General features: G+C 55.7%; 8 protein-coding genes, 4 tRNA genes, 7 rRNA genes and 1 other annotated feature (1 of these 20 only partly in view). Of the genes, 6 read left to right on the top strand and 13 right to left on the bottom strand.

The genetic code is table 11. The annotated features are described in order from the left end of the window. Positions 1-31: 31 nt before the first annotated feature. Complete coding sequence (locus E5678_RS19605) at positions 32-355, bottom strand: DUF1840 domain-containing protein (RefSeq protein ID WP_136180078.1); 324 nt, start codon at positions 353-355, stop codon at positions 32-34. Between the two features lie 105 nt (positions 356-460). Here E5678_RS19605 and E5678_RS19600 point away from each other — a divergent pair, with 105 nt between their 5' ends. The 6 genes from E5678_RS19600 (at position 461) to E5678_RS19575 (ending at position 7765) form a co-directional block, all read left to right on the top strand. Next, the gene (locus E5678_RS19600; protein WP_136180077.1) at positions 461-2845 is read left to right on the top strand and encodes a bifunctional salicylyl-CoA 5-hydroxylase/oxidoreductase; all 2385 of its coding nucleotides are present in this window, start codon (positions 461-463) and stop codon (positions 2843-2845) included. A gap of 23 nt (positions 2846-2868) precedes the next feature. Then, positions 2869-3357: a MarR family transcriptional regulator gene (locus E5678_RS19595; RefSeq protein WP_136180881.1), complete on the top strand. Its 489-nt coding sequence runs from the start codon at positions 2869-2871 to the stop codon at positions 3355-3357. A gap of 7 nt (positions 3358-3364) precedes the next feature. Then, a complete protein-coding gene (locus tag E5678_RS19590; RefSeq protein ID WP_136180076.1) occupies positions 3365-4219 on the top strand; it encodes an enoyl-CoA hydratase family protein in 855 nt (284 codons plus the stop codon). Positions 4220-4337: 118 nt separating this feature from the next. Then, positions 4338-5543 (top strand): acyl-CoA dehydrogenase family protein, encoded by a 1206-nt coding sequence (locus tag E5678_RS19585; protein WP_136180075.1) that lies wholly within the window; start codon positions 4338-4340, stop codon positions 5541-5543. A 168-nt stretch (positions 5544-5711) separates the two neighbouring features. Beyond that, on the top strand, positions 5712-7352 hold the full coding sequence (locus tag E5678_RS19580) for an AMP-binding protein (protein ID WP_136180074.1): 1641 nt from the start codon (positions 5712-5714) through the stop codon (positions 7350-7352). Positions 7353-7372: 20 nt separating this feature from the next. Beyond that, positions 7373-7765 carry a RidA family protein gene (locus E5678_RS19575; RefSeq protein WP_136180073.1) on the top strand — a complete coding sequence of 131 codons (393 nt, stop codon included), beginning with the start codon at positions 7373-7375 and terminating at the stop codon, positions 7763-7765. Between the two features lie 88 nt (positions 7766-7853). On the opposite strand, the gene E5678_RS19570 is transcribed toward E5678_RS19575, so the two are convergent. The 12 genes from E5678_RS19570 to rrf (E5678_RS19515) all read right to left on the bottom strand — a co-directional run bounded on the left by E5678_RS19570 (position 7854) and on the right by rrf (E5678_RS19515) (position 20562). Further along, a complete protein-coding gene (locus tag E5678_RS19570) occupies positions 7854-8318 on the bottom strand; it encodes a hypothetical protein (protein ID WP_136180072.1) in 465 nt (154 codons plus the stop codon). Positions 8319-8657: 339 nt separating this feature from the next. Beyond that, positions 8658-8770, bottom strand: a 5S ribosomal RNA gene (gene rrf, locus E5678_RS19565). A gap of 177 nt (positions 8771-8947) precedes the next feature. Continuing rightward, positions 8948-11826 (bottom strand): 23S ribosomal RNA (locus E5678_RS19560). Between the two features lie 364 nt (positions 11827-12190). After that, positions 12191-12266, bottom strand: a tRNA-Ala gene (locus E5678_RS19555). 24 nt (positions 12267-12290) lie between these two features. Then, positions 12291-12367: transfer RNA gene (locus E5678_RS19550), tRNA-Ile, on the bottom strand. 178 nt (positions 12368-12545) lie between these two features. Next, positions 12546-14078: ribosomal RNA gene (locus E5678_RS19545) — 16S ribosomal RNA — on the bottom strand. A 475-nt stretch (positions 14079-14553) separates the two neighbouring features. Next, positions 14554-14666 (bottom strand): 5S ribosomal RNA (gene rrf / locus E5678_RS19540). A gap of 177 nt (positions 14667-14843) precedes the next feature. Further along, positions 14844-17722 (bottom strand): 23S ribosomal RNA (locus E5678_RS19535). Between the two features lie 364 nt (positions 17723-18086). Further along, positions 18087-18162: transfer RNA gene (locus E5678_RS19530), tRNA-Ala, on the bottom strand. A gap of 24 nt (positions 18163-18186) precedes the next feature. Then, a tRNA-Ile gene (locus E5678_RS19525) sits at positions 18187-18263 on the bottom strand. A 178-nt stretch (positions 18264-18441) separates the two neighbouring features. Next, a 16S ribosomal RNA gene (locus E5678_RS19520) occupies positions 18442-19974 on the bottom strand. Positions 19975-20449: 475 nt separating this feature from the next. Further along, positions 20450-20562 (bottom strand): 5S ribosomal RNA (rrf, locus tag E5678_RS19515). Together the 16S, 23S and 5S rRNA genes with 4 tRNA genes alongside form the textbook arrangement of a ribosomal RNA operon. Before the next feature lie 177 nt (positions 20563-20739). Beyond that, positions 20740-22552: a sequence feature (most likely nonfunctional fraction of RNA operon), on the bottom strand; it runs 1169 nt beyond the window's last position.

The following is a 22552-nucleotide window of genomic DNA, read 5'->3' as shown; positions in this document are numbered from 1 at the left end:
CAGCCACCCGAGCGGGTGGACCCGCCCAGGGTCATACCCCCCAGACCACTTCGACCTGTGCCTGCGCGCAGCGCTGCAGCATTTCGACGAAAGGGGTGCTGCGCAAGCGCAACCCCACGGAATCGAACTCAGGCGGTACCTCGCCTTGGGCCTGCGCCTCTTCGCTCAAACGTTTCTGCTCGGCCTCTTCAGCCGCGACGGCGGCTTTGATCGCATCCATGGCCGCGGGCATTTCCGCCGGCTGGATGATGCCTTTCGTCTTGTCCTTGCCCAGGATTTCCAGAATGCGCTCGCCATGCGGCTTCAACATGACCAGATCGCCGGTCTCGCGGGACTTAAAACGGTAAAGGGACATAACAACTCCTGGAACCTCGATTGCACACGCTCCATTCTGCACCGAACGATCGGGTGCGGGTTTTCCCGGTTGGCGTTAGATATTTCATGTCTAAACTAATCAGGCATGAACCCTCGCTCTACAACCCTGCAAAGCGTCCTGTGCATCGGTGGTGGCCCTGCCGGCTTGTATTTCTCGCTGCTGATGAAACAGCGAAACCCTTCGCTGCAGGTGACGGTAGTCGAACGCAACCGCCCGTTTGACACCTTCGGCTGGGGTGTTGTTTTTTCCGACCAGACGCTGCAAAACCTGCAGCGTGCCGACCCCGAATCAGCCCAACTCATTGGCGACGCATTCAACCACTGGGACGACATCGAGGTCTTTTTCAAGGGTCAGAGCGTTCGCTCCGGCGGCCATGGTTTTTGCGGCATCGGTCGCAAGCGCCTGCTCAACATCCTGCAGGAGCGTTGCCTGGCGCTGGGTGTGGACCTGGTGTTTGAAACCGATGTCACCGACGACCAGGCGCTCGCCCTGCAGTACCAGGCCGATCTGGTGATTGCCAGCGACGGCCTCAACAGCCGCATCCGAACGCGTTACGCATCCACCTTTCAGCCGGATATCGACACCCGCCTGTGCCGATTCGTCTGGCTCGGCACGAAGAAAACCTTCGACGCCTTCACCTTTGCCTTCGCGCAGACCGAGCACGGCTGGTTTCAAGCCCACGCTTACAAGTTTGACGCCGACACCTCCACTTTCATTGTCGAGACGCCCGAGTCGGTTTGGCAAGCCCACGGCATCGATGCCATGAGCCAAGAGGATGGCATTGCCTTCTGTCAGCGCCTGTTCGCAAAATACCTGGATGGCCACGATCTCGTCAGCAACGCCAAGCACCAGCGAGGCTCGGCCAGCTGGATCCAGTTTCCACGGGTGATCTGCCACACCTGGGTGCACTGGCAAGACATCGGTGGCAAGACCACGCCTGTCGTTCTCATGGGCGACGCGGCACACACGGCGCACTTCTCCATTGGCAGTGGCACCAAGCTGGCGCTGGAAGACGCGATTGACCTGGCCGACGAATTCAGCCGCCACGGCCATACCGACATGCGTGGTGTACTCCAGAGCTACGAAGCGCGCCGCAGTATCGAAGTGCTGAAGATCCAGAATGCTGCCCGCAACTCCACCGAGTGGTTCGAGCACGTGGACCGCTATACCGGCATGGATGTGCAGCAGTTCGCTTACTCCCTGCTCACGCGCAGCCAGCGCATCAGCCACGAAAACCTGCGGCTGCGCGATGCCAAGTGGCTCGAGGGCTACGAAACTTGGCTGGAAGCCCAGGCCAAACCGGGCTCCGCGCCCCCGCAGCCCCCGACACCGCCCATGCTGCTGCCGCTCACGGTGCGCGGTGTCACGCTGAAAAACCGTATCGTCGTATCGCCCATGGCGCAATACAAGGCGGCCGACGGCGTGGTCGGCGACTGGCACCTGATGCACCTGGGCGCACGCGCCGTCGGCGGCGCCTCACTGGTCATGGTCGAAATGACCAGCCCCACGCCCGAGGGGCGCATCACACCGGGCTGCCCCGGTCTGTGGAACGATGAGCAGCAAGCCGCGCTGCAACGCACCGTGGCGTTCACCCACGCCAACAGCAGCGCGCTCATCGGACTGCAGCTCGGCCACAGCGGGCCCAAAGGCTCAACACAACTCGGCTGGGAGCGAATGGACGAACCGTTGCACGTCGGCAACTGGCCGTTGCTCTCGGCCAGCGCCGCCGCCTACGGGGTGCAAAACCAGGTGCCGCGCGCCATGAGCCGGGCCGACATGGACACCATGACCGCCGCCTTCGTCGCGTCGACCGGCCGCGCTGAGGCCGCCGGCTTTGACTGGCTGGAGCTGCACTGCGCACACGGCTACCTGCTCTCGGCCTTCATCTGCCCACTCACCAACCTGCGCGAGGACGCCTACGGCGGTTCGTTGGAGAACCGCTGCCGCTATCCCCTAGAGGTGTTCAGTGCCATGCGGGCTGTCTGGCCGCCCGGCAAACCCATGAGCGTGCGCATCTCGGCACACGACTGGGCGCCCGGCGGCAACACGCCAGACGACGGTGTTGCCATCGCCCGGCTGTTCCAGTTGGCCGGTTGTGATGTGATCGACGTCTCCTCCGGCCAAACCACGCGCGAGGCCAAACCGGTCTACGGGCGCATGTACCAGACACCGTTTGCCGACCGCATTCGAAACGAAGTCGGCATGCTGACCATGGCTGTGGGCGCGATCTCCGAGGCCGACCATGCCAACAGCATCATCGGGGCCGGCCGCGCCGACCTCTGTGCCGTTGCCCGCCCCCACCTGGCCAATCCGGCCTGGACGCTGCACGAGGCGGCCAAGCTGCAAACCCTCGCCATCGAGTGGCCGCGCCCCTACGAAAGCGGGCGCGACCAGCTCTACCGCGAAATTGCCCGTCAGCAGTCGCTGCATATCAGCGCCGCGACACAGGACCCCGCCGAAACCTCATGAACACGCCTAACGCCAACGACACGCTGGACCTCGAAGCCCGCGCCCACAGCGAACATGCGCACGAATTGCGCCTTTGGCTGCGCCTGCTGACCTGCTCTCAACTGATTGAAAAGCGCGTGCGCACAGGCCTGCGCGAGCAGTTCGACACCACGCTGCCTCGCTTCGACCTCATGGCGCAGCTGGAGCGCCATCCCGATGGCCTGAAGATGAAAGAGCTGTCCCACCGGCTCATGGTCACCGGCGGCAACGTCACCGGCATCACCGACCAGCTGGTGGCCGAAGGCCTGGTCGAGCGCCAGGCAGTGGACGGCGACCGCCGCGCTTTCCGCGTGCGGCTGACCCCTGGGGGACGCAGCGCCTTCGAGCGCATGGCCGTGCAACACGAGCAGTGGATCGTCGCGGCCTTCGAGGGCCTGAGTCCGCGCGAACTTGAGCAGCTGCACAAGTTGCTCGGCCAAGTCAAACAACACCAACTCGACATCAACCAGCGCCTGGGCCCCGAGGCGGAGTAAACACCCGATGAAACACCCCATTCCCGACCGCAACCCCATGCGTGGCCAGTACGGCCCACTGGCACAAACAGCGCCCCAGCACTTCGCCCTCCACTTCCACGACGGCGTGGCCACCGTCACGCTCAACCGCCCCGAGCGCAAAAACCCGCTCACATTCGACTCCTACGCCGAACTGCGTGACTGGTTCCTCGGTCTGCAGAAGGCCACCGACATCAAGGCGGTGGTGCTCACCGGCGCCGGCGACAATTTTTGCTCGGGTGGCGATGTACACGAGATCATCGGTCCGCTCACCAAGATGACCATGCCCGAGCTGCTGGCTTTCACGCGCATGACCGGCTCTTTGGTGAGTGCCATGCGCGCCTGCCCGCAACCCATAGTGGCCGCGCTTGATGGTGTGTGTGCGGGCGCTGGCGCCATGATGGCGCTGGCTTCCGACTTGCGGCTGGGCACGCCCGCCGCCACCGTGGCCTTCTTGTTTACCCGTGTTGGCCTGGCCGGCGCCGATATGGGCGCCTGTGCCCTGCTGCCCCGCATGATCGGCCAGGGCCGCGCCAGTGAGCTGCTGTTGACTGGCCGCACCATGACCGCCCCCGAAGGCCATGCCTGGGGTTTCTTCAATGCGCTGCACGACAGCGGCGCCCTGCTGGCTGCCGCGCACAATCTCGCGGCGCAGCTGGCACAAGGCCCCACTTTTGCGCACGGCATGACCAAGACCATGCTGCACCAGGAATGGGCCATGACGCTGGACCAAGCCATCGAAGCCGAAGCCCAGGCGCAAGCCATCTGCATGCAGACCCAAGACTTCAAACGCGCCTACGAAGCCTTCGCCGCCAAGCAGCGGCCTCAATTCCAGGGAGACTGATATGGATGCCCATTGCCCCTCTTCGCAGCGCCCCAGAATGGGGGCTGGATCCCAGATTTGGCATAGCCCGAGCCGTCGTGCGTGCTGGAAGAGAACCAGCGCACTCTGGAGTTTCTGAATGGTGGCCTTCGAACACCCCCACCCCCGCAGCGAGCCGCCGCCGATGGCCCACCTCGAACTGCCATTTTTCAACGATGGCCACCGGGCCATGGCCCCTTCCCTTGCCGCATGGGCCGGAGAACAGCGCGTGGACGAGGCAGACGATCGCGCCGCCTGCAAGGACTGGGTGCAGCGCCTGGGCAGTGGTGGTTGGCTGCGGTACTGCGTAGCGGCCGCGCATGGCGGCGCGCTGCCTGCACTCGACTCGCGTTCCCTGGTGGTCCTCCGCGAGACGCTCGCATACCATTCGCCTCTGGCCGATTTTGCCTTCGCCATGCAAGGTCTTGGCAGCGGTGCCCTCTCGCTCGCTGGCACACCCGAACAGCAGGCGCGGTACCTGCCCGCGGTTGCCAGCGGCGAAAAGATCACGGCCTTCGCCCTGAGTGAACCCGACGCCGGCTCCGACGTCGCGGCCATGGCCACATCGGCGCAGCAGCGCGCGAGCGGCTGGACACTCAACGGCAGCAAGACCTGGATCAGCAACGGCGATCTCGCAGATTTCTACATTGTCTTTGCCAAGACCCAGCCCGACTCGGGTGCGCGCGGCATCAGCGCCTTTGTCGTCGACGCGCCATGCGCCGGCCTGGACAGCAGCGCTCACATCCACGTGATGGCGCCACACCCGCTCGCAACCTTGGTGTTCAAAGATTGTGCACTCGCCGCCGATGCACTGGTAGGGCCCCTGCACGGCGGGTTCAAGCTCGCCATGCAGACGCTGGATATCTTCCGTGCGTCGGTCGCTGCCGCCGCGCTGGGCATGGCCCGCCGGGCATTCGCCGAGGCTGTGAGTCACGCGAAGCAGCGCAGGATGTTCGGCCAGACACTGGCCGACTTCCAACTCACCCAGGCCCGGATCGGCGAAATGAGCGCCCTCATCGAGGCCGCAGCCATGCTGACCTACCGTGCCGCGTGGATGCGTGACTGCAGCACCACGCAGGGCGCAGGAACGCCGGCCTACACGGCTGCGGCGGCCAGCGCCAAACTCACCGCGACCGAAAACGCCCAACGCGTGATTGACATGGCGTTGCAGATGTTCGGCGGACGCGGCGTACAGGTCGGGCAGGTTGTGGAACACCTGTACCGCGACATCCGCTCGCTGCGCATTTACGAAGGCGCCAGCGAAGTGCAGCTGCTCATCCTGGGCAAACACGCTTTGAAAGCCTGAAATGAAACACGCACACCGCCTTTCCCGCGCCCGCTTCCAGCTGACGATGCCTGTGACCCGCCCCGCGTCTGTCGAAGGGCGGAACCTTGGCCACCGCTGCAGCGTAGGTCACTCCACGCGCTGCCGGCAGCATGTAGCGCAGAAGCCTACCGGGGCTAGGAGAATGTTGTGAGCTCTGTCCAAACCGACCAATATGTGCCGGACCACTTGCCGCCTCGCGAGCAATGGCCAGAACTATCCTACGACCTGCCCGAGCTGCAACTGCCCACTCAACTCAACCTGGTGCAGGCACTGTTCGATCGCGCAGAAGCGGCAGGCCAGGCACATCGACCGATGCTCCGCAGCGATGAGCGCACGTTGAGCTATGCCCAGGCCCGCGCCGAAGTCAATCGCATAGCCAACGCCCTCACCGGCGAGCTCGGACTCGTGCCTGGCAACCGCGTTCTGCTGCGCGGCGGCAACTCCATCGCCATGGCCCTCGTCTGGCTCGGTGTTGTACAGGCTGGCTTGATCGCCGTGGCCACCATGCCACTGCTGCGGGCGCGCGAGCTCTCGTCCATCATCAACAAGTCGCGACCTAGCGCTTCGCTGTGCGACGCCCAACTGCAAGACGAGCTTCAGACCGCCTGGCAGACCAGTGCGGAATGCGCCGCCTTGCCCTTCGTGGTGTTCAACACCACCGACGTCCCACCGGGCTCGCTCGAAGCACTTTCGGCAAAGCAGCCCGATACGGCCAACCCTTGCCCGACTGCCGCCACCGACATCGCATTGCTGGCCTTTACCTCGGGCACCACCGGTAGCCCAAAGGCAGCCGTGCACAGCCACGGCGACGTGCTCGCGGCTTGCGAAACCTGGCCGCGCCATGTGCTGCGCGCCACACCCGACGACATCGTCATGGGTTCTCCGCCGCTGGCTTTCACCTTCGGCCTCGGCGGCCTGCTGGTGTTCCCGATGTGGGCCGGCGCGTCGGTCTATTTCCCCAGCATTCCCTACACCCCCGAGGCCATGGTGACGTTGATGAACCGCGTTGGCGCAACCATCTGCTACACCGCGCCTACCTTTTACCGCCAGATGGCGCCGTTCGCAAAACAACACGGCCTGGGGCGGCTGCGCATCAGCGTGAGCGCCGGCGAGGGCCTGCCAGATGCCACCCGCCAGCTTTGGAAGGAAAGCAGCGGTATCGAAATGCTCGACGGCATCGGTGCCACCGAAATGTTCCATATTTTCATCTCCAGCCCACCCGAAGCCGTGCGGCGCGGCGCCATCGGCCAAGTTGTGCCGGGCTACCAGGCCCGCATCATCGACGACGAGGGCCGCGAGCTCCCGTGTGGCGAAGTCGGCCGCCTCGCCGTCAAGGGGCCAACGGGCTGCCGCTACCTCGACGACCCCCGCCAGGCCAACTATGTACAGGGTGGCTGGAACTTCCCCGGCGATGCCTTCCGCCACGACGCTGACGGTTACTTCTTCTACCAGGCACGCACTGACGACATGATCATCACCGCCGGCTACAACGTGGCCGGCCCTGAGGTGGAGGTGGCCTTGATGGCCCATCCCGCAGTGGCCGAGTGCGGTGTGGTCGGGCGGCCAGACGACGAACGCGGCATGGTCATCGTCGCCTATGTGGTTCTCAAGCCCGGGCACGCCAGCGACCCCAGCCAGATCAAAGCTTTGCAGGACCACGTCAAGCAGACTCTGGCACCCTACAAATACCCTCGCGACGTGGTATTCACCGACAAACTGCCCCGCACCGAAACCGGAAAACTCCAGCGCTTCGCCCTGCGCCAACAAGCTGCCCAAAGTCGCACCTGAACCGAAAGGACATCGCCACCATGAACAGACTCCAACCGCCTGGCTGGGCAACCCCCAAGGGTTATGCCAATGGCATCGCCGCACGCGGCACCCTGATATTCGTCGGTGGCCAGATTGGGTGGGATGCGGCCCAACAGTTCCAGAGCGATGATTTCATTGCCCAAACCCGTCAGGCGCTTGAGAATGTGCACGCCGTGCTGGCGGTGGGCAGTGCCGGACCTGAACACATGGTGCGCATGACCTGGTACATCGTCGATCGCGCCGAATACGGTGCCCGCCTGCGTGAGCTCGGTGAGGTCTATCGGGCTGTCATGGGCAAACACTTTCCTGCCATGACCTGCGTCGAAGTGAGTGCACTGGTGGAAGCACGCGCCAAGGTCGAGATTGAGGTCACGGCCGTGCTGCCGGACTGAATCATTTCATAAAACTCGCCATCAAACGGGAGCGAACTGCTTTTCAAAGCTACGACACACACCTCAAGTGGCCGCGCGTTGCACCGCATTAGCGCGCGGAAGGCGAAACACCAAAGGAAGCCTGAACCGGTTTCTGCCGCAACTTGGCGCGCCGGGACAGCACCGCCAACAGCATTGCGGCAGCTGCCGTGCCAGCCATGGCAGGAGATGCCGAGACGAATTGCGCCAATCCGTCCACTGCCTCCACGCTCACCATCTGCAACCGATCAACCAACGCAGCAACATCCCCCCCTTGCACACTCAACGCCTCGTCTAACTGCACGTGCCCGCCACGCAACGGGCTGTTGAAACGAATGTTGGCAAAGACGCCGTTGGCGATCGACACCAGCGCCAAGACCCCCATGTGAGGCAAGAGGTACTCAAGAAGGCGTCCTCGCTCCGCTGGCAGTGCCACTTCAAACAACTCCCCAACGAGCGCAGGGACAACGCATGGGTCCTCCTGAGCAGCGGTGACATACCTATCTGGGGCTGGTGAAAAAGCTTCTTCGATCATGGTTAGCGGCCTCCGGAACGGTGCAAACCGATGTGAACCTCAGGACCCCCTGGGGAACTACGATGGCAGCACCCATCCTCACAGGCAAGTCTTAGGCCAGCCTGAGGGCACCAAGTTGGCGTCCCAGTTGGGATCCGAAGATCACAGGCCGGGACCGACAGCCAACGGTCTCTCAGGCCAAATCCATTGTCCAGCAATATGGCCCTCTCATCGGGCAAAAGCGCGACCAACCCCACTCACAAACAATCGGCGTCACCCAATCAAGCCTGAGGACATTTCGACCAGAAAAGCCAAAACCCCCAAGGTCGATCGACCGAGGGGGTGTTGGGGGCTGTAAGAGCCTGACGATGACCTACTTTCACACGGGAATCCGCACTATCATCGGCGCAAAGGCGTTTCACTGTCCTGTTCGGGATGGGAAGGAGTGGTACCACCTTGCTATGGTCGTCAGGCATAACTTGTTGTCCAGGCTGTGCAGGCACAGCTCGAACGTATTCATAGAGTCTGGAATCAGATTAATTTTTTGATTGCTGCCAACGATGCAGCTCAACACTTGGTTGGCCACAGGGGCATAACACGACTTTTCAGTCGGATGACATTTGACTTCGATATAAGGATATCAAAGTTATAGGGTCAAGCCTCACGAGCAATTAGTATCAGTTAGCTTAACGCATTACTGCGCTTCCACACCTGACCTATCAACGTCCTGGTCTTGAACGACTCTTTAGGGGGCTCAAGGCCCCGGCAGATCTCATCTTAGAACGAGTTTCCCGCTTAGATGCTTTCAGCGGTTATCTCTTCCGCACTTAGCTACTCGGCAATGCCACTGGCGTGACAACCGATACACCAGAGGTGCGTCCACTCCGGTCCTCTCGTACTAGGAGCAGGCTTCTTCAAATCTGCAGCGCCCACGGAAGATAGGGACCAAACTGTCTCACGACGTTTTAAACCCAGCTCACGTACCTCTTTAAATGGCGAACAGCCATACCCTTGGGACCGGCTACAGCCCCAGGATGAGATGAGCCGACATCGAGGTGCCAAACACCGCCGTCGATATGAACTCTTGGGCGGTATCAGCCTGTTATCCCCAGAGTACCTTTTATCCGTTGAGCGATGGCCCTTCCATACAGAACCACCGGATCACTATGTCCTGCTTTCGCATCTGCTCGACTTGTCAGTCTCGCAGTTAAGCACGTTTATGCCATTGCACTATCATCACGATGTCCGACCGTAACTAACGTACCTTCGAACTCCTCCGTTACACTTTGGGAGGAGACCGCCCCAGTCAAACTGCCTACCATGCACTGTCCCCGATCCAGATAATGGACCTAGGTTAGAACCTCAAACACACCAGGGTGGTATTTCAACGTTGGCTCCACAAGATCTAGCGACCCTGCTTCAAAGCCTCCCACCTATCCTACACAGATCTGTTCAAAATTCAATACAAAGCTACAGTAAAGGTTCATGGGGTCTTTCCGTCTTTCCGCGGGGAGATTGCATCATCACAAACATTTCAACTTCGCTGAGTCTCTGGAGGAGACAGTGTGGCCATCGTTACGCCATTCGTGCAGGTCGGAACTTACCCGACAAGGAATTTCGCTACCTTAGGACCGTTATAGTTACGGCCGCCGTTTACTGGGACTTCGATCAAGAGCTTGCACCCCATCAATTAATCTTCCAGCACCGGGCAGGCGTCACACCCTATACGTCCACTTTCGTGTTTGCAGAGTGCTGTGTTTTTAATAAACAGTCGCAGCCACCAATTTTTTGCAACCCGTTCGTGCTCAGATGTTCTCATCACACTACAAGGGCACACCTTCTTCCGAAGTTACGGTGTCAATTTGCCGAGTTCCTTCTCCAGAGTTCTCTCAAGCGCCTTAGAATACTCATCTCGCGCACCAGTGTCGGTTTGCGGTACGGTCAATTACAAGCTGAAGCTTAGTGGCTTTTCCTGGAACCTCGTTTAGTTACTTCGTGAGCAAGCTCACTCGATCGACAGCCTCGGTATATGACACGCGGATTTGCCTACGTGTCGCCTACATCTGTCTAAACCGGCACATCCAACAGCCGGATAACCTATTAAGATCCGTCCCCACATCGCACTTGTAATCGGTACAGGAATATTGACCTGTTTCCCATCAGCTACGCATCTCTGCCTCGCCTTAGGGGCCGACTCACCCTACGCCGATGAACGTTGCGTAGGAAACCTTGCGCTTACGGCGAGGGGGCTTTTCACCCCCTTTAACGCTACTCATGTCAGCATTCGCACTTCTGATACCTCCAGCATCCTTTACAAGACACCTTCACAGGCTTACAGAACGCTCTCCTACCACTTGCAATAAATTGCAAATCCGCAGCTTCGGTAACTGGCTTAGCCCCGTTACATCTTCCGCGCAGGACGACTCGATCAGTGAGCTATTACGCTTTCTTTAAATGATGGCTGCTTCTAAGCCAACATCCTGACTGTTTTAGCCTTCCCACTTCGTTTCCCACTTAGCCAATTTTAGGGACCTTAGCTGGCGGTCTGGGTTGTTTCCCTCTTGAGTCCGGACGTTAGCACCCGGTGCTCTGTCTCCCAAGCTGTACTCGTCGGTATTCGGAGTTTGCCTTGGTTTGGTAAGTCGCCATGACCCCCTAGCCAAAACAGTGCTCTACCCCCGACGGTAATACTTGAGGCACTACCTAAATAGTTTTCGGAGAGAACCAGCTATTTCCAAGTTTGTTTAGCCTTTCACCCCTATCCACAGCTCATCCGCTAATTTTGCAACATTAGTCGGTTCGGACCTCCAGTACCTGTTACGGCACCTTCATCCTGGCCATGGATAGATCACTTGGTTTCGGGTCTACACCCAGCGACTGATTCGCCCTATTCGGACTCGATTTCTCTACGGCTTCCCTATTCGGTTAACCTTGCCACTGAATGTAAGTCGCTGACCCATTATACAAAAGGTACGCAGTCACCCCTTTCGAGGCTCCTACTTTTTGTAAGCATGCGGTTTCAGGATCTATTTCACTCCCCTCCCGGGGTTCTTTTCGCCTTTCCCTCACGGTACTTGTTCACTATCGGTCGATGATGAGTATTTAGCCTTGGAGGATGGTCCCCCCATATTCAGACAGGATTTCTCGTGTCCCGCCCTACTTGTCGTTAGCTTAGTACCACACAGGTCTTTTCACGTACGGGGCTATCACCCACTATGGCCGTCCTTTCCAGAACGTTCCGTTAAGTCTTGTGCTATCACTAACAGGCTCTTCCAATTTCGCTCGCCACTACTTTCGGAATCTCGGTTGATGTCTTTTCCTCGAGCTACTGAGATGTTTCAGTTCACCCGGTTCGCCTCGCATGACTATGTATTCATCATGCGATACCTACTGCTAGGTGGGTTTCCCCATTCGGAAATCTCCGGATCAAAGCTTATTTGCCAGCTCCCCGAAGCATATCGCAGGCTATCACGTCCTTCGTCGCCTATCATCGCCAAGGCATCCACCACATGCTCTTATTCACTTGACCCTATAACTTTGACGTCTTACCCAATCGTTCAACCAGGTAAAACACATCGCTACATCAAGCAAATGTCTTGTCAGGTCTTTCACCTGACGCGTTATGCCGTTTCAATTTATATCTTATGACTAAATTGAATATTCGTTGACGCAATCAAAAATTACGTTGCTGATGGCACGGTGCGCACTAAACCTTTACGAATGTGCGCTTTCCACCAGCAACTCTGATTTTGACTCTATGAATTTTTAAAGAACAGCCGTTGCAGTCCGAAGACCGCTTATTGATCGATAGATACCGATCAACATCAAAGTACTCTCGCCTGAGAGTACTTTGATGTTGAAACTTGTCCGAAGGACAGGCAACTCAAAAGATTTGGTGGAGGATGACGGGATCGAACCGACGACCCCCTGCTTGCAAAGCAGGTGCTCTCCCAGCTGAGCTAATCCCCCATTTTGTCGACAAAAGATGTGCACTGGTGGGTCTGGTTGGGTTCGAACCAACGACCCCTGCGTTATCAACACAGTGCTCTAACCAACTGAGCTACAGACCCAGGCCGGACAGTGATCGACCTGGCTAAACATAATTGTTATGGCCAGATCGTCATTGACATCTTTTGAACAACCGATAAGTGTGAGCGTTTGAGCTTGATTGCTTGATCCACTGCCGCTCCTTGCGCTCAACCTTGCAAGCAAGATCAGCATTCAATTAGCTGGTGTGGATTTTTCCAGAAAGGAGGTGATCCAGCCGCACCTTCCGATACGGCTACCTTGTTACGACTTCACCCCAGTCACGAACCCCGCCGTGGTAATCGCCCTCCTTGCGGTTAGGCTAACTACTTCTGGCGAGACCCGCTCCCATGGTGTGACGGGCGGTGTGTACAAGACCCGGGAACGTATTCACCGTGACATGCTGATCCACGATTACTAGCGATTCCGACTTCACGCAGTCGAGTTGCAGACTGCGATCCGGACTACGACCGGCTTTGATGGATTAGCTCCCCCTCGCGGGTTTGCGACCCTTTGTACCGGCCATTGTATGACGTGTGTAGCCCCACCTATAAGGGCCATGAGGACTTGACGTCATCCCCACCTTCCTCCGGTTTGTCACCGGCAGTCTCATTAGAGTGCCCAACTAAATGTAGCAACTAATGACAAGGGTTGCGCTCGTTGCGGGACTTAACCCAACATCTCACGACACGAGCTGACGACAGCCATGCAGCACCTGTGTTATGGCTCTCTTTCGAGCACGAATCCATCTCTGGAAACTTCCATACATGTCAAAGGTGGGTAAGGTTTTTCGCGTTGCATCGAATTAAACCACATCATCCACCGCTTGTGCGGGTCCCCGTCAATTCCTTTGAGTTTCAACCTTGCGGCCGTACTCCCCAGGCGGTCAACTTCACGCGTTAGCTTCGTTACTGAGTCAGAAGAGACCCAACAACCAGTTGACATCGTTTAGGGCGTGGACTACCAGGGTATCTAATCCTGTTTGCTCCCCACGCTTTCGTGCATGAGCGTCAGTGCAGGCCCAGGGGATTGCCTTCGCCATCGGTGTTCCTCCGCATATCTACGCATTTCACTGCTACACGCGGAATTCCATCCCCCTCTGCCGCACTCCAGCTTTGCAGTCACAATCGCCATTCCCAGGTTGAGCCCGGGGATTTCACGACTGTCTTACAAAACCGCCTGCGCACGCTTTACGCCCAGTAATTCCGATTAACGCTTGCACCCTACGTATTACCGCGGCTGCTGGCACGTAGTTAGCCGGTGCTTATTCTTACGGTACCGTCATTAGCCCAGGGTATTAGCCCAGACCGTTTCGTTCCGTACAAAAGCAGTTTACAACCCGAAGGCCTTCTTCCTGCACGCGGCATTGCTGGATCAGGCTTGCGCCCATTGTCCAAAATTCCCCACTGCTGCCTCCCGTAGGAGTCTGGACCGTGTCTCAGTTCCAGTGTGGCTGGTCGTCCTCTCAGACCAGCTACAGATCGTTGGCTTGGTGAGCCTTTACCCCACCAACTACCTAATCTGACATCGGCCGCTCCAATCGCGCGAGGCCTTACGGTCCCCCGCTTTCATCCATAGATCGTATGCGGTATTAGCGCAGCTTTCGCTGCGTTATCCCCCACGACTGGGCACGTTCCGATGCATTACTCACCCGTTCGCCACTCGTCAGCACCTTGCGGCCTGTTACCGTTCGACTTGCATGTGTAAAGCATGCCGCCAGCGTTCAATCTGAGCCAGGATCAAACTCTTTAGTTCGATCTTGAATTTACTCATAAAAACGGAATTGAAGTGAACTTCACTTCTATTCTCATGAGCGTTTAAAGTCTTGCGACTTGAACTCTTTCGAGTTCGTTTCGCAATCTCCTTCAAACGCCCACGCTTATCGGCTGTATATTTTTAATGATCCGACAAACTCTGCAGCACTTGTCTGCTTTGTTTGCTTGCTTAGCTGCGATCAGCTGAGCCTCGTATTATGACACAGTTTTCAGTGTCTGGTCAAATTATTTCAGGGTTTTTACTAACCAGCCTGACTTCTTTTAACCCCTCACCACCCTCTCAAACCACCTTCCGGTGAGCCCTTGTGAGCAGCGAAGCCTTGCAGTATACATCGGATTCTTTGGTTTCGTCAAGATCCTGCAAGTTTTTTGTGAGAGCCGCTAGGCAACCCTCACACTTATAACGCCAAAACCCCCAAGGTCGATCGACCGAGGGGGTGTTGGGGGCTGTAAGAGCCTGACGATGACCTACTTTCACACGGGAATCCGCACTATCATCGGCGCAAAGGCGTTTCACTGTCCTGTTCGGGATGGGAAGGAGTGGTACCACCTTGCTATGGTCGTCAGGCATAACTTGTTGTCCAGGCTGTGCAGGCACAGCTCGAACGTATTCATAGAGTCTGGAATCAGATTAATTTTTTGATTGCTGCCAACGATGCAGCTCAACACTTGGTTGGCCACAGGGGCATAACACGACTTTTCAGTCGGATGACATTTGACTTCGATATAAGGATATCAAAGTTATAGGGTCAAGCCTCACGAGCAATTAGTATCAGTTAGCTTAACGCATTACTGCGCTTCCACACCTGACCTATCAACGTCCTGGTCTTGAACGACTCTTTAGGGGGCTCAAGGCCCCGGCAGATCTCATCTTAGAACGAGTTTCCCGCTTAGATGCTTTCAGCGGTTATCTCTTCCGCACTTAGCTACTCGGCAATGCCACTGGCGTGACAACCGATACACCAGAGGTGCGTCCACTCCGGTCCTCTCGTACTAGGAGCAGGCTTCTTCAAATCTGCAGCGCCCACGGAAGATAGGGACCAAACTGTCTCACGACGTTTTAAACCCAGCTCACGTACCTCTTTAAATGGCGAACAGCCATACCCTTGGGACCGGCTACAGCCCCAGGATGAGATGAGCCGACATCGAGGTGCCAAACACCGCCGTCGATATGAACTCTTGGGCGGTATCAGCCTGTTATCCCCAGAGTACCTTTTATCCGTTGAGCGATGGCCCTTCCATACAGAACCACCGGATCACTATGTCCTGCTTTCGCATCTGCTCGACTTGTCAGTCTCGCAGTTAAGCACGTTTATGCCATTGCACTATCATCACGATGTCCGACCGTAACTAACGTACCTTCGAACTCCTCCGTTACACTTTGGGAGGAGACCGCCCCAGTCAAACTGCCTACCATGCACTGTCCCCGATCCAGATAATGGACCTAGGTTAGAACCTCAAACACACCAGGGTGGTATTTCAACGTTGGCTCCACAAGATCTAGCGACCCTGCTTCAAAGCCTCCCACCTATCCTACACAGATCTGTTCAAAATTCAATACAAAGCTACAGTAAAGGTTCATGGGGTCTTTCCGTCTTTCCGCGGGGAGATTGCATCATCACAAACATTTCAACTTCGCTGAGTCTCTGGAGGAGACAGTGTGGCCATCGTTACGCCATTCGTGCAGGTCGGAACTTACCCGACAAGGAATTTCGCTACCTTAGGACCGTTATAGTTACGGCCGCCGTTTACTGGGACTTCGATCAAGAGCTTGCACCCCATCAATTAATCTTCCAGCACCGGGCAGGCGTCACACCCTATACGTCCACTTTCGTGTTTGCAGAGTGCTGTGTTTTTAATAAACAGTCGCAGCCACCAATTTTTTGCAACCCGTTCGTGCTCAGATGTTCTCATCACACTACAAGGGCACACCTTCTTCCGAAGTTACGGTGTCAATTTGCCGAGTTCCTTCTCCAGAGTTCTCTCAAGCGCCTTAGAATACTCATCTCGCGCACCAGTGTCGGTTTGCGGTACGGTCAATTACAAGCTGAAGCTTAGTGGCTTTTCCTGGAACCTCGTTTAGTTACTTCGTGAGCAAGCTCACTCGATCGACAGCCTCGGTATATGACACGCGGATTTGCCTACGTGTCGCCTACATCTGTCTAAACCGGCACATCCAACAGCCGGATAACCTATTAAGATCCGTCCCCACATCGCACTTGTAATCGGTACAGGAATATTGACCTGTTTCCCATCAGCTACGCATCTCTGCCTCGCCTTAGGGGCCGACTCACCCTACGCCGATGAACGTTGCGTAGGAAACCTTGCGCTTACGGCGAGGGGGCTTTTCACCCCCTTTAACGCTACTCATGTCAGCATTCGCACTTCTGATACCTCCAGCATCCTTTACAAGACACCTTCACAGGCTTACAGAACGCTCTCCTACCACTTGCAATAAATTGCAAATCCGCAGCTTCGGTAACTGGCTTAGCCCCGTTACATCTTCCGCGCAGGACGACTCGATCAGTGAGCTATTACGCTTTCTTTAAATGATGGCTGCTTCTAAGCCAACATCCTGACTGTTTTAGCCTTCCCACTTCGTTTCCCACTTAGCCAATTTTAGGGACCTTAGCTGGCGGTCTGGGTTGTTTCCCTCTTGAGTCCGGACGTTAGCACCCGGTGCTCTGTCTCCCAAGCTGTACTCGTCGGTATTCGGAGTTTGCCTTGGTTTGGTAAGTCGCCATGACCCCCTAGCCAAAACAGTGCTCTACCCCCGACGGTAATACTTGAGGCACTACCTAAATAGTTTTCGGAGAGAACCAGCTATTTCCAAGTTTGTTTAGCCTTTCACCCCTATCCACAGCTCATCCGCTAATTTTGCAACATTAGTCGGTTCGGACCTCCAGTACCTGTTACGGCACCTTCATCCTGGCCATGGATAGATCACTTGGTTTCGGGTCTACACCCAGCGACTGATTCGCCCTATTCGGACTCGATTTCTCTACGGCTTCCCTATTCGGTTAACCTTGCCACTGAATGTAAGTCGCTGACCCATTATACAAAAGGTACGCAGTCACCCCTTTCGAGGCTCCTACTTTTTGTAAGCATGCGGTTTCAGGATCTATTTCACTCCCCTCCCGGGGTTCTTTTCGCCTTTCCCTCACGGTACTTGTTCACTATCGGTCGATGATGAGTATTTAGCCTTGGAGGATGGTCCCCCCATATTCAGACAGGATTTCTCGTGTCCCGCCCTACTTGTCGTTAGCTTAGTACCACACAGGTCTTTTCACGTACGGGGCTATCACCCACTATGGCCGTCCTTTCCAGAACGTTCCGTTAAGTCTTGTGCTATCACTAACAGGCTCTTCCAATTTCGCTCGCCACTACTTTCGGAATCTCGGTTGATGTCTTTTCCTCGAGCTACTGAGATGTTTCAGTTCACCCGGTTCGCCTCGCATGACTATGTATTCATCATGCGATACCTACTGCTAGGTGGGTTTCCCCATTCGGAAATCTCCGGATCAAAGCTTATTTGCCAGCTCCCCGAAGCATATCGCAGGCTATCACGTCCTTCGTCGCCTATCATCGCCAAGGCATCCACCACATGCTCTTATTCACTTGACCCTATAACTTTGACGTCTTACCCAATCGTTCAACCAGGTAAAACACATCGCTACATCAAGCAAATGTCTTGTCAGGTCTTTCACCTGACGCGTTATGCCGTTTCAATTTATATCTTATGACTAAATTGAATATTCGTTGACGCAATCAAAAATTACGTTGCTGATGGCACGGTGCGCACTAAACCTTTACGAATGTGCGCTTTCCACCAGCAACTCTGATTTTGACTCTATGAATTTTTAAAGAACAGCCGTTGCAGTCCGAAGACCGCTTATTGATCGATAGATACCGATCAACATCAAAGTACTCTCGCCTGAGAGTACTTTGATGTTGAAACTTGTCCGAAGGACAGGCAACTCAAAAGATTTGGTGGAGGATGACGGGATCGAACCGACGACCCCCTGCTTGCAAAGCAGGTGCTCTCCCAGCTGAGCTAATCCCCCATTTTGTCGACAAAAGATGTGCACTGGTGGGTCTGGTTGGGTTCGAACCAACGACCCCTGCGTTATCAACACAGTGCTCTAACCAACTGAGCTACAGACCCAGGCCGGACAGTGATCGACCTGGCTAAACATAATTGTTATGGCCAGATCGTCATTGACATCTTTTGAACAACCGATAAGTGTGAGCGTTTGAGCTTGATTGCTTGATCCACTGCCGCTCCTTGCGCTCAACCTTGCAAGCAAGATCAGCATTCAATTAGCTGGTGTGGATTTTTCCAGAAAGGAGGTGATCCAGCCGCACCTTCCGATACGGCTACCTTGTTACGACTTCACCCCAGTCACGAACCCCGCCGTGGTAATCGCCCTCCTTGCGGTTAGGCTAACTACTTCTGGCGAGACCCGCTCCCATGGTGTGACGGGCGGTGTGTACAAGACCCGGGAACGTATTCACCGTGACATGCTGATCCACGATTACTAGCGATTCCGACTTCACGCAGTCGAGTTGCAGACTGCGATCCGGACTACGACCGGCTTTGATGGATTAGCTCCCCCTCGCGGGTTTGCGACCCTTTGTACCGGCCATTGTATGACGTGTGTAGCCCCACCTATAAGGGCCATGAGGACTTGACGTCATCCCCACCTTCCTCCGGTTTGTCACCGGCAGTCTCATTAGAGTGCCCAACTAAATGTAGCAACTAATGACAAGGGTTGCGCTCGTTGCGGGACTTAACCCAACATCTCACGACACGAGCTGACGACAGCCATGCAGCACCTGTGTTATGGCTCTCTTTCGAGCACGAATCCATCTCTGGAAACTTCCATACATGTCAAAGGTGGGTAAGGTTTTTCGCGTTGCATCGAATTAAACCACATCATCCACCGCTTGTGCGGGTCCCCGTCAATTCCTTTGAGTTTCAACCTTGCGGCCGTACTCCCCAGGCGGTCAACTTCACGCGTTAGCTTCGTTACTGAGTCAGAAGAGACCCAACAACCAGTTGACATCGTTTAGGGCGTGGACTACCAGGGTATCTAATCCTGTTTGCTCCCCACGCTTTCGTGCATGAGCGTCAGTGCAGGCCCAGGGGATTGCCTTCGCCATCGGTGTTCCTCCGCATATCTACGCATTTCACTGCTACACGCGGAATTCCATCCCCCTCTGCCGCACTCCAGCTTTGCAGTCACAATCGCCATTCCCAGGTTGAGCCCGGGGATTTCACGACTGTCTTACAAAACCGCCTGCGCACGCTTTACGCCCAGTAATTCCGATTAACGCTTGCACCCTACGTATTACCGCGGCTGCTGGCACGTAGTTAGCCGGTGCTTATTCTTACGGTACCGTCATTAGCCCAGGGTATTAGCCCAGACCGTTTCGTTCCGTACAAAAGCAGTTTACAACCCGAAGGCCTTCTTCCTGCACGCGGCATTGCTGGATCAGGCTTGCGCCCATTGTCCAAAATTCCCCACTGCTGCCTCCCGTAGGAGTCTGGACCGTGTCTCAGTTCCAGTGTGGCTGGTCGTCCTCTCAGACCAGCTACAGATCGTTGGCTTGGTGAGCCTTTACCCCACCAACTACCTAATCTGACATCGGCCGCTCCAATCGCGCGAGGCCTTACGGTCCCCCGCTTTCATCCATAGATCGTATGCGGTATTAGCGCAGCTTTCGCTGCGTTATCCCCCACGACTGGGCACGTTCCGATGCATTACTCACCCGTTCGCCACTCGTCAGCACCTTGCGGCCTGTTACCGTTCGACTTGCATGTGTAAAGCATGCCGCCAGCGTTCAATCTGAGCCAGGATCAAACTCTTTAGTTCGATCTTGAATTTACTCATAAAAACGGAATTGAAGTGAACTTCACTTCTATTCTCATGAGCGTTTAAAGTCTTGCGACTTGAACTCTTTCGAGTTCGTTTCGCAATCTCCTTCAAACGCCCACGCTTATCGGCTGTATATTTTTAATGATCCGACAAACTCTGCAGCACTTGTCTGCTTTGTTTGCTTGCTTAGCTGCGATCAGCTGAGCCTCGTATTATGACACAGTTTTCAGTGTCTGGTCAAATTATTTCAGGGTTTTTACTAACCAGCCTGACTTCTTTTAACCCCTCACCACCCTCTCAAACCACCTTCCGGTGAGCCCTTGTGAGCAGCGAAGCCTTGCAGTATACATCGGATTCTTTGGTTTCGTCAAGATCCTGCAAGTTTTTTGTGAGAGCCGCTAGGCAACCCTCACACTTATAACGCCAAAACCCCCAAGGTCGATCGACCGAGGGGGTGTTGGGGGCTGTAAGAGCCTGACGATGACCTACTTTCACACGGGAATCCGCACTATCATCGGCGCAAAGGCGTTTCACTGTCCTGTTCGGGATGGGAAGGAGTGGTACCACCTTGCTATGGTCGTCAGGCATAACTTGTTGTCCAGGCTGTGCAGGCACAGCTCGAACGTATTCATAGAGTCTGGAATCAGATTAATTTTTTGATTGCTGCCAACGATGCAGCTCAACACTTGGTTGGCCACAGGGGCATAACACGACTTTTCAGTCGGATGACATTTGACTTCGATATAAGGATATCAAAGTTATAGGGTCAAGCCTCACGAGCAATTAGTATCAGTTAGCTTAACGCATTACTGCGCTTCCACACCTGACCTATCAACGTCCTGGTCTTGAACGACTCTTTAGGGGGCTCAAGGCCCCGGCAGATCTCATCTTAGAACGAGTTTCCCGCTTAGATGCTTTCAGCGGTTATCTCTTCCGCACTTAGCTACTCGGCAATGCCACTGGCGTGACAACCGATACACCAGAGGTGCGTCCACTCCGGTCCTCTCGTACTAGGAGCAGGCTTCTTCAAATCTGCAGCGCCCACGGAAGATAGGGACCAAACTGTCTCACGACGTTTTAAACCCAGCTCACGTACCTCTTTAAATGGCGAACAGCCATACCCTTGGGACCGGCTACAGCCCCAGGATGAGATGAGCCGACATCGAGGTGCCAAACACCGCCGTCGATATGAACTCTTGGGCGGTATCAGCCTGTTATCCCCAGAGTACCTTTTATCCGTTGAGCGATGGCCCTTCCATACAGAACCACCGGATCACTATGTCCTGCTTTCGCATCTGCTCGACTTGTCAGTCTCGCAGTTAAGCACGTTTATGCCATTGCACTATCATCACGATGTCCGACCGTAACTAACGTACCTTCGAACTCCTCCGTTACACTTTGGGAGGAGACCGCCCCAGTCAAACTGCCTACCATGCACTGTCCCCGATCCAGATAATGGACCTAGGTTAGAACCTCAAACACACCAGGGTGGTATTTCAACGTTGGCTCCACAAGATCTAGCGACCCTGCTTCAAAGCCTCCCACCTATCCTACACAGATCTGTTCAAAATTCAATACAAAGCTACAGTAAAGGTTCATGGGGTCTTTCCGTCTTTCCGCGGGGAGATTGCATCATCACAAACATTTCAACTTCGCTGAGTCTCTGGAGGAGACAGTGTGGCCATCGTTACGCCATTCGTGCAGGTCGGAACTTACCCGACAAGGAATTTCGCTACCTTAGGACCGTTATAGTTACGGCCGCCGTTTACTGGGACTTCGATCAAGAGCTTGCACCCCATCAATTAATCTTCCAGCACCGGGCAGGCGTCACACCCTATACGTCCACTTTCGTGTTTGCAGAGTGCTGTGTTTTTAATAAACAGTCGCAGCCACCAATTTTTTGCAACCCGTTCGTGCTCAGATGTTCTCATCACACTACAAGGGCACACCTTCTTCCGAAGTTACGGTGTCAATTTGCCGAGTTCCTTCTCCAGAGTTCTCTCAAGCGCCTTAGAATACTCATCTCGCGCACCAGTGTCGGTTTGCGGTACGGTCAATTACAAGCTGAAGCTTAGTGGCTTTTCCTGGAACCTCGTTTAGTTACTTCGTGAGCAAGCTCACTCGATCGACAGCCTCGGTATATGACACGCGGATTTGCCTACGTGTCGCCTACATCTGTCTAAACCGGCACATCCAACAGCCGGATAACCTATTAAGATCCGTCCCCACATCGCACTTGTAATCGGTACAGGAATATTGACCTGTTTCCCATCAGCTACGCATCTCTGCCTCGCCTTAGGGGCCGACTCACCCTACGCCGATGAACGTTGCGTAGGAAACCTTGCGCTTACGGCGAGGGGGCTTTTCACCCCCTTTAACGCTACTCATGTCAGCATTCGCACTTCTGATACCTCCAGCATCCTTTACAAGACACCTTCACAGGCTTACAGAACGCTCTCCTACCACTTGCAATAAATTGCAAATCCGCAGCTTCGGTAACTGGCTTAGCCCCGTTACATCTTCCGCGCAGGACGACTCGATCAGTGAGCTATTACGCTTTCTTTAAATGATGGCT

The organism is Hydrogenophaga sp. PAMC20947, assembly GCF_004795855.1.
In the GTDB taxonomy this organism is placed as follows: domain Bacteria; phylum Pseudomonadota; class Gammaproteobacteria; order Burkholderiales; family Burkholderiaceae_C; genus Hydrogenophaga.
The sequence above is the reverse complement of the archived record's forward strand: the minus strand, read 5'-3'. Positions and strand labels throughout refer to the sequence as shown.

Bases quoted from the DNA above. Each gene is read 5' to 3' on its own strand.
- E5678_RS19605 (WP_136180078.1), bottom strand. From the start codon at position 355: ATGTCCCTTTACCGTTTTAAGTCCCGCGAGACCGGCGATCTGGTCATG.
- E5678_RS19600 (WP_136180077.1), top strand. From the start codon at position 461: ATGAACCCTCGCTCTACAACCCTGCAAAGCGTCCTGTGCATCGGTGGT.
- E5678_RS19590 (WP_136180076.1), top strand. From the start codon at position 3,365: ATGAAACACCCCATTCCCGACCGCAACCCCATGCGTGGCCAGTACGGC.
- E5678_RS19585 (WP_136180075.1), top strand. From the start codon at position 4,338: ATGGTGGCCTTCGAACACCCCCACCCCCGCAGCGAGCCGCCGCCGATG.
- E5678_RS19575 (WP_136180073.1), top strand. From the start codon at position 7,373: ATGAACAGACTCCAACCGCCTGGCTGGGCAACCCCCAAGGGTTATGCC.
- E5678_RS19570 (WP_136180072.1), bottom strand. From the start codon at position 8,318: ATGATCGAAGAAGCTTTTTCACCAGCCCCAGATAGGTATGTCACCGCT.